This is a genomic window from Cupriavidus sp. WS (genome assembly GCF_000395345.1).
In the GTDB taxonomy this organism is placed as follows: domain Bacteria; phylum Pseudomonadota; class Gammaproteobacteria; order Burkholderiales; family Burkholderiaceae; genus Cupriavidus; species Cupriavidus basilensis_B.
The window spans coordinates 1-6,897 of sequence record NZ_AQPL01000318.1 but is presented as its reverse complement, the minus strand read 5'-3'; the positions used below and the strand labels follow the sequence as shown (position 1 = coordinate 6,897).

Annotated in this window: 8 protein-coding genes; 2 read left to right on the top strand and 6 right to left on the bottom strand. The window is 72.5% G+C overall.

Annotation, left to right across the window (positions count from 1 at the left end):
• The 3 genes from K206_RS39165 to K206_RS0124325 form a co-directional block, all read right to left on the bottom strand.
• Positions 1-598, bottom strand: a 598-nt coding sequence (locus tag K206_RS39165; RefSeq protein WP_155888201.1) for a DUF3488 domain-containing protein, incomplete at its 3' end; no start/stop codon positions are given.
• Between the two features lie 11 nt (positions 599-609).
• Positions 610-1,668 (bottom strand): DUF58 domain-containing protein, encoded by a 1,059-nt coding sequence (locus K206_RS0124330; RefSeq protein WP_020204999.1) that lies wholly within the window; start codon positions 1,666-1,668, stop codon positions 610-612.
• 3 nt (positions 1,669-1,671) lie between these two features.
• Complete coding sequence (locus K206_RS0124325) at positions 1,672-2,592, bottom strand: MoxR family ATPase (protein WP_020204998.1); 921 nt, start codon at positions 2,590-2,592, stop codon at positions 1,672-1,674.
• Positions 2,593-2,775: 183 nt separating this feature from the next.
• Between K206_RS0124325 and K206_RS0124320 the strand changes: the two genes are divergently transcribed.
• Entirely contained in the window at positions 2,776-3,627 is an 852-nt protein-coding gene (locus tag K206_RS0124320; protein WP_020204997.1) for a phytanoyl-CoA dioxygenase family protein, read from the top strand.
• Between the two features lie 24 nt (positions 3,628-3,651).
• Here the strand turns inward: K206_RS0124320 and K206_RS0124315 are convergent, their stop codons facing one another.
• Positions 3,652-4,482, bottom strand: a complete 831-nt coding sequence (locus K206_RS0124315; RefSeq protein WP_020423884.1) for an IclR family transcriptional regulator — start codon at positions 4,480-4,482, stop codon at positions 3,652-3,654.
• A gap of 151 nt (positions 4,483-4,633) precedes the next feature.
• On the opposite strand from K206_RS0124315, the gene K206_RS0124310 reads away from it, so the two are divergent.
• Complete coding sequence (locus tag K206_RS0124310; RefSeq protein WP_020204995.1) at positions 4,634-5,554, top strand: LysR family transcriptional regulator; 921 nt, start codon at positions 4,634-4,636, stop codon at positions 5,552-5,554.
• Between the two features lie 158 nt (positions 5,555-5,712).
• On the opposite strand, the gene K206_RS0124305 is transcribed toward K206_RS0124310, so the two are convergent.
• Positions 5,713-5,994, bottom strand: a complete 282-nt coding sequence (locus K206_RS0124305; protein WP_020204994.1) for a hypothetical protein — start codon at positions 5,992-5,994, stop codon at positions 5,713-5,715.
• A 169-nt stretch (positions 5,995-6,163) separates the two neighbouring features.
• A complete protein-coding gene (locus K206_RS0124300) occupies positions 6,164-6,736 on the bottom strand; it encodes a YggT family protein (protein WP_020204993.1) in 573 nt (190 codons plus the stop codon).
• Positions 6,737-6,897: the final 161 nt, after the last annotated feature.

Here is a 6,897-nt window from a genome sequence, read left to right as displayed (position 1 = left end):
CCGGCTCGGCCTGCGGCAGCCGCCACAGCGGGCGGTCCAGGCGCGGGAACAGCACGAACAGCAGCAGCGCCCACGGCAGCCCGGCCAGCGCCAGCCGCCCGAGCAGCGGCCACACCGCGAGGTAGCCGCGCGCCTCCGGGTGGCCCAGGAACAGCCAGTTGCGCAGCAGCCAGGCCGCGATGGCGAGGCTGTACAGCGCCAGCCAGAACGGCTGGTCGAACAGATACAGGCTCAGCAGGAGGTAGAAGCACAACTGCGTCACCAGCGTTGCATCGGCCAGCACGCGGCACTCCAGCAGCTTGAGCACGACGAAGGCGCCGAGCAGCGCCACCGAGAGATCGCGCCCGATGTTGCCGCCGGCCTGCCACACCAGCGCGGCGGCCACCAGCAGCACCAGTCCGGCCACCAGCCCGAGCGTCAGGCGCGACGGCAGCGGCGCGCGCTGGCGCCACAGCAGCCAGCGCCAGCCCATCAGCAGCACCAGCAGGACGCTGACGGCAACCGGCAGGCTGCGCGCTTGCGGCGCCAGCACCAGCGCCAGCTGGCCCAGCAGCAGGCCGTGTTCCTGATGGGCGAGCGGGCGGGGCGCGGGCTTCATGCGGCGCGCCTTCACGCGGCGTGTTCCGGCGCGGCCTGCCCGGGCCGGGCCGGCCACAGCGCGAGCGCTTCCAGGCAGGCGCGGCGATGCGCGCCGCCGCGGCCGGGCGCGATCTCCACGCCGGGCAGCCGCAGGCCGATTTCCACCGCGTCGCCCGCGGCCAGCACCCACGCGCACAGGCGCGACAGCCGCGCCTCGTTGCCGAGCGAGGGCGGCAGCGACTGCCATTCGAGCCAGCACGACGGCTGGCTGCCCGATTGCCCGGTGCGGCTCAGCCAGCGGCCGGTGCGCGCGCTGTGCTTCCAGGCGATGCGGTGCAGCGGGTCGCCGCTGCGGTAGCGCCGCAACTGGTCGGTGCCGTCATCCGACGGCAGCGATGCCGCGCCGTCCTCGTCCGGCTGCGTGGCGAACGGCAGCGGCGGCGCGCCGGCCTCGGGCTGCGGGTAGACCAGCGCGGCCAGCGGCAGGTCGGCATGGCTCCATACCCGGAACAGGTTGAACGGAAAGCGGCTGGAGAGCGTCACGCGCGGCAGCGCCAGCCAGCCGCGCCGCGCCGTGGGCAGCCGCAGCGTCAGCACGCCGGCGGTGCCGCGCGCCAGGCTCAGGCTGGCCGGCTGCGCGCCGGCCTGCGCCGGCAGGCTGGCTTCGATGCCGATGCGCACCGGCGCGCGCGCGCCGGCCACGCCGGCCACGCGCAGGCCGAAGGCCGCCGCCTCGCCGGCGAACACCGGCGCGGCGCCCGCGCCGGCCACGGTGACGTCGAGCAGGTTGCGGTAGGCCTGCCACATGCATGCCATGCCGATGCCGCCCAGCAGGAAGGTGAGGGCGAAGCCGAGGCTGATGTTGTAGTTCAGCGAGGTCAGCAGCATGGCCACCAGCAGCAAGGCAAAGCCGAAGCCGGTGCGGCTGGGCAGGATGTAGAGATGCCGGCGGTCCAGCGTCACCACGCCCTGCCGCGGCGGGCGCCGGCGCTGCAGCCACGGCGGCGCGCTCCACGGCCAGCGCCTGCCGCGCGGCGGCGGCGCGCCCGCAGGCGCGGCTTGCGGCGGGAACGGCCGGCTGTGCGGCATCGCTCAGGGAACGGCGACTTCGGCCAGCAGGCGGGCGAGCGTGTCCTGCCCGGCGCCGGCGCCGCCGGCGGGCAGCAGGCGGTGTCCCGCCACCGGCTCGAAGACCGCCTGCACGTCTTCCGGCAGCACCATGTCGCGCTGGTGGAGCAGCGCCCACGCGCGCGCGCAGGCCAGCAGCGCCAGCCCCGCGCGCGGCGACAGCCCGGCGGCGAAGCCGGCATGCGCGCGGGTGGCCTGCACCAGCGCCAGCGTGTAGTCCACCAGCGCCGGCCCCGCGTAGACCTGCGCCGCGGCCTGCTGCAGCGCCACCACCTGGTCGGCGTCCATCACCGGGCCGGTGTCGGCGGGCGCGCCGCCGCCGAGGTACAGCACGCGCTCGAAGGCGGGATCGGGGTAGCCCAGCGACAGCCGCATGGTGAAGCGGTCGAGCTGGGATTCAGGCAGCGCGTGGGTGCCGATCTGGTCGAGCGGATTCTGCGTGGCGATGACGAAGAACGGCGACGGCAGCGCGTGCGTGACGCCGTCGTGCGTCACCTGCCCTTCGGCCATCGCCTCCAGCAGCGCGCTCTGCGTCTTGGGCGTGGCGCGGTTGATCTCGTCGGCCAGCACCACCTGCGCGAACACCGGGCCGCGGTGGAAGCGGAACTCGGCGCTCTCGCGCACGTAGACGGACACGCCGATCAGGTCCGCCGGCAACAGGTCGCTGGTGAACTGCACGCGCTGGAACTGCAGGCCGAGCGTGCGCGCCAGCGCGTGCGCCAGCGTGGTCTTGCCCACGCCGGGCAGGTCCTCGAGCAGCAGGTGCCCGCCCGCGAGCATGCAGGCCAGCGCCAGCCGGACCTGCCGGGGCTTGCCCAGGACGATGCGGCCGAGCTGGGCTTCCGCCTGGGAGAGCGAGGCGACGATGCGGGGACGAGCGGTCACTGGAAGCCTGCGGGTCGGATCGGGGACCCGGCCATTGTAGCGGCGCGCGCGCACCGGGCAACAGTCTGTTTGCGCACGCAGGGCGCCGCGCGGCGCACCCGTGTTGTGCCAGATCACGCCGGATTGCGCGGCTTCTGGCATTATCGAAGCTGTCGGACCCTGCCAACCCCCACATCCGTTGCAATGAACTCCCCCCTCGCCGCATCTCCGGGCGCCGCCAGCGCGGCCGCCCCGGCCTCCGCCATCGTTCCCGCCGCCGCTGAACTGGACGCGCTGAACCGTACCTTCCATGCCGACGGCTATATCGTGCTGCGCGGCTTCGCGCCGCCCGCCGTGTGCGACCGCATCGAGCAGGTCGCGCGCCGGCAATTGGCCGCCGCGGTGCCGCCGGTGGAATACGAAGCCGAGCTCGGGTATCCGGGCGCGCCCGCCAGCCGCGACGCGGACGGCGGCGGCACGGTGCGGCGCCTGCGCCAGGCCTACGGGCGCGACGAGGCGTTCCGCCAGTGGGCCACCGATCCCGCCGTGGCGCGGGTGGTGTCGACGCTGCTGGGCGAGCCGGCCTGCCTGACGCTGGCGCACCACAACTGCGTGATGACCAAGCACCCGCGCTTCGGCAGCCAGACCGGCTGGCACCGCGACACGCGCTACTGGTCGTTCGCGCGCCCGGAACTGGTGACGGTGTGGCTGGCGCTGGGCCGCGAGGACGACAGCAATGGCGTGCTGCGCGTGATTCCCGGCTCGCACACGGTGGCGCTGGAACCGGGCCAGCTCGACGCGGCGGAATTCCTGGTCGAGTCGCACCCGGCCAGCCAGGCGCTGCTGCGCGGCGTGCGGCCGCTGGTGCTGGAGCGCGGCGACGTATTGTTCTTCGACAGCCGGCTGTTCCATGCCGCCGGGCAGAACGTCTCCGACGCGGTCAAGCTGTCGGCGGCCTTCGCGTATTTCGGCGCCGGCAACCATCCGCTGCCGGGCACGCGCTCGGCCGAGTTCGGCACCGTGGCGCTGTCCGCGCCCGCTGCCGCCGCGCGCTAGCGCGGCAGGTGCGGCCCGCCACCATCAGGTGCGCAGGCTGACCAGGTTCGAGATTTTCTCGGACGCCGCCAGCAGCGGCGGCAGGAAATTGGCGGCCATCTCGTCGGCGCTGGTGCGGTTGGCCTGGCCGCTGATGTTGATGGCGGCGATGACCTGCCCGGCGCGGTTGCGGATCGGCGCGGCCAGCGAAACCAGCCCTTCCTCCAGTTCCTGGTCGTTCAGCGCCCAGCCGCGCGCGCGGATGCCGGCCACGATGTCCTTGAGCGCCGCCGGGTCGGTGATGGTGCGGTCGGTGCGCGCGCGCAGGTCGCTGGCGCCCAGCACGTGGTCCAGCTCCGCGTCGGGCAGGCCGGCCAGCAGCACCCGTCCCATCGACGAGCAATAGGCCGGCAGGCGGCTGCCGATGGACAGGTTGATGGTCATGATCTTGCGCGCCGGCACCCGCAGCACGTAGACGATCTCGGTGCCGTCCAGCACGGAGATCGAGCAGCTTTCGTGCACTTCCTGCGAAAGCGCCTCCATGATCGGCTCGGCCAGGTTCCAGAACGGCATCGAGGTCAGGTAGGCAAAGCCGAGGTCGAGGATCTTGGGCGTCAGGCGGAACAGGCGCCCGTCGGCGCGCACGTAGCCCAGCCCCACCAGCGTCAGCAGGATGCGGCGCGCGCCCGCGCGCGTGAGGCCGCTGGCCTGCGCGATCTCGCTCAGGGTCTGGGCCGGGTGCTGCGTGTCGAAGGCGCGGATGACGGAAAGCCCGCGTGCGAAGGACTGCACATAGCTGTCGCTCGGCTTCTCCTGGGCCGGCGCGGCGCCGGCGGCAGGGTTGGCGGGATGGTCTGGAGCGGCTGGGCTGGCCATCGATCAGTTCGGCCGGACGCCGAATATGCACGGAAAGGCCGAAAGGGTAGAGGAAATGCGCGCCGCGCGCCAGTGCCGCGCGGCGCCGCCGGCGCGCGTGCCGCATAATGGCGCGCGTTTGGGAAACATAGCTTAAAGGAAATCTGGCCTGGTGAACGAGACAATCCAGTGGAACGATTGGGAAGCCTTCTGCTGCGTGGTGGAGCAGGGCACCTTCACGGCGGCGGCCGAGCAGCTCGACTGCCCCAAGTCCCGCGTCTCGGCGGCGGTGGCGCGGCTGGAGTCCGCCATCGGCGCCAAGCTGCTCCAGCGTACCACCCGGCGCATGCGCCTGACCGACGCCGGCAGCGCGGTATACCGCGACGTGGCGCCGCTGTTCGCGCGGCTGCGGGAGATCCGCCAGGAAACCCTGGCGCGCGAGGAGCGCGTGCAGGGCGTGCTGCGCATCGCGTCGCCGTACGAGTTCGGCGCCCAGCAGCTGGGCGGCGTGATTTGCCGGACACTTGCGGCGCATCCGGCGCTCGACGTGAAGGTGGAGATCAGCCAGGGCATGGTCGACCCGATCCGCGACGGCTTCGACGTGGCCTTCGTCGCGGTCGAGAACGACCTGCCGGACTCCGGCACCGTGGCGCGGCGCATCTACCATGTCGAGCGCGGCCTGTTCGCGGCGCCGGCCCTGGCCGCCGCGCTGCCGCCGCAGCTGCAGCCGGAGGATCTTGCCAACCTGCCCACGCTGACCACCACCGGCGACGGCATCTGGGAATTCATGCGCGGCGAGGAGCGCGTGTCGGTGCCGATCCGCCCGCGCATGCAGACCTCCAACGCGGAACTGCGGCTGCAGGGCGCGCTGGCCGGGCTGGGCATCGCGCGGCTGTCGCGCGCCTACTGCGAAGCCGAGGTGGCGCAGGGCCGGCTGGTGCAGGTGATGCCGGACTGCCCGCCGCCGCCGCTGCGGGTCTTCGCGCTGCTGCCCGACCGCCGGCTGCAGCCGCGCAAGGTGCGCGTGTTCATGGAAGCGGTCGAAGCCATGATGGCGACCGACCTGGCCGAGCCGCAGCGCGAGGAAGCCTGAGCGCGGCATTCACCGGAAAGCCACGCCCTAAGCGACACAGCCGCGCCCGGCCCGTGAGGGCTGGCGCGGCTGCGGGGGCATGTCGCGAGCCGGCTGGCAGGCCGGTCTTTCCGTGGTGCCGTTGTCTCCTCCGTCCCGGAGATTCGGTGGCGCGGCGCTCAGGCGCCGTCGCTGAAGCTGCTGCGCGGCTCGTTCACGCCGCGCGCGCCGTCGGTGAAGGCATCGCGCGGGGCGGTGCGGGCGCCATCGGTGAACGGGTCGCGCGGGCCCGAGCGGGCGCCGTCGGTGAAGGAGTCGACCTTGCGGCCGATGCTGCCGTCCAGGCGGGACAGGTCGGAGACCGGCGTGCTGGCGTGCGCGGAGGCGGCGGCCAGCGACAGGCCGATGGCGCAGAGCAGGGTGGTGGCGAGGGTACGGGGTTGTGCGAGAGTTGTTTTCATTGGAGCTTTCTTCCTGGGCTTTGTCGTGGTGCTTCGTGGTTTCTTCCACGTTGCCCGTAATGTAGGCGGCCTGCCGCCCAGGAAAAAGTACCAATCATCGAAACACTGTTCGCCAGCGTGGACAATAGCGCGGCAACGGAGATGGCGGAGGCGCCGCCCCCGCTGTCGGCTACAGCCCGAAGCGCGCGCCGAACAGGCCCGCGCCGAGCCGGGCGATGACCATCAGCAGAATCTGCGCGATCACGAACAGCGCCAGCGGCGAAATGTCGAAGCCGCCCAGGCGCGGCACCACGCGGCGGATCGGGCGCAGCAGCGGATCGGTCAGGTGGTTGATGGCGGGCGTGACCGGCGACTGCGGATTGACCCACGACAGGATCGCCATCAGCAGCGTGACCCACATCACCATGCTGACGCCCCACTTGAGCACGTTGAGCAGCGCGATCAGCAGCAGCAGCAGCGGCAGCAAGGCGGACGGGTCCGCGCCGGACAGCAGGATCACCAGCAGCAGGAACACGATCGCGGTCAGCCAGGCGCCGACCAGCGTGGCCCAGTCGATGCCGCCCAGCCCGGGGATGATCCGGCGCAGCGGCCGCACCAGCCAGTCGGTGACCTGGAACACGCCTTGCGAGACCGGGTTGCGGGTCGGCAGCCGGGTCCACTGCATCCAGACGCGCAGCAACAGCGCCATGCCGAACAAGGTGAAGACGGTATCGAGCAGGAAGAGGGCGATTTCCGTGAACATCGGTTTCGGTTCCGTGGCAATGAATGACGTTGGCAGTCGGGAGTGTCTGCGGACGCACAGATTCTGCCATACCCGCACGGGGCCGGGTCGAAATGCGGGTTGCCGCATGCCGCCGCACGCTTCCGCGCCGTGCCGCGCGCCGGGGCGCCCGGCACGGCGGG

Bases quoted from the DNA above. Each gene is read 5' to 3' on its own strand.
- K206_RS0124330 (WP_020204999.1), bottom strand. From the start codon at position 1,668: ATGCCGCACAGCCGGCCGTTCCCGCCGCAAGCCGCGCCTGCGGGCGCG.
- K206_RS0124320 (WP_020204997.1), top strand. From the start codon at position 2,776: ATGAACTCCCCCCTCGCCGCATCTCCGGGCGCCGCCAGCGCGGCCGCC.
- K206_RS0124315 (WP_020423884.1), bottom strand. From the start codon at position 4,482: ATGGCCAGCCCAGCCGCTCCAGACCATCCCGCCAACCCTGCCGCCGGC.
- K206_RS0124305 (WP_020204994.1), bottom strand. From the start codon at position 5,994: ATGAAAACAACTCTCGCACAACCCCGTACCCTCGCCACCACCCTGCTC.
- K206_RS0124300 (WP_020204993.1), bottom strand. From the start codon at position 6,736: ATGTTCACGGAAATCGCCCTCTTCCTGCTCGATACCGTCTTCACCTTG.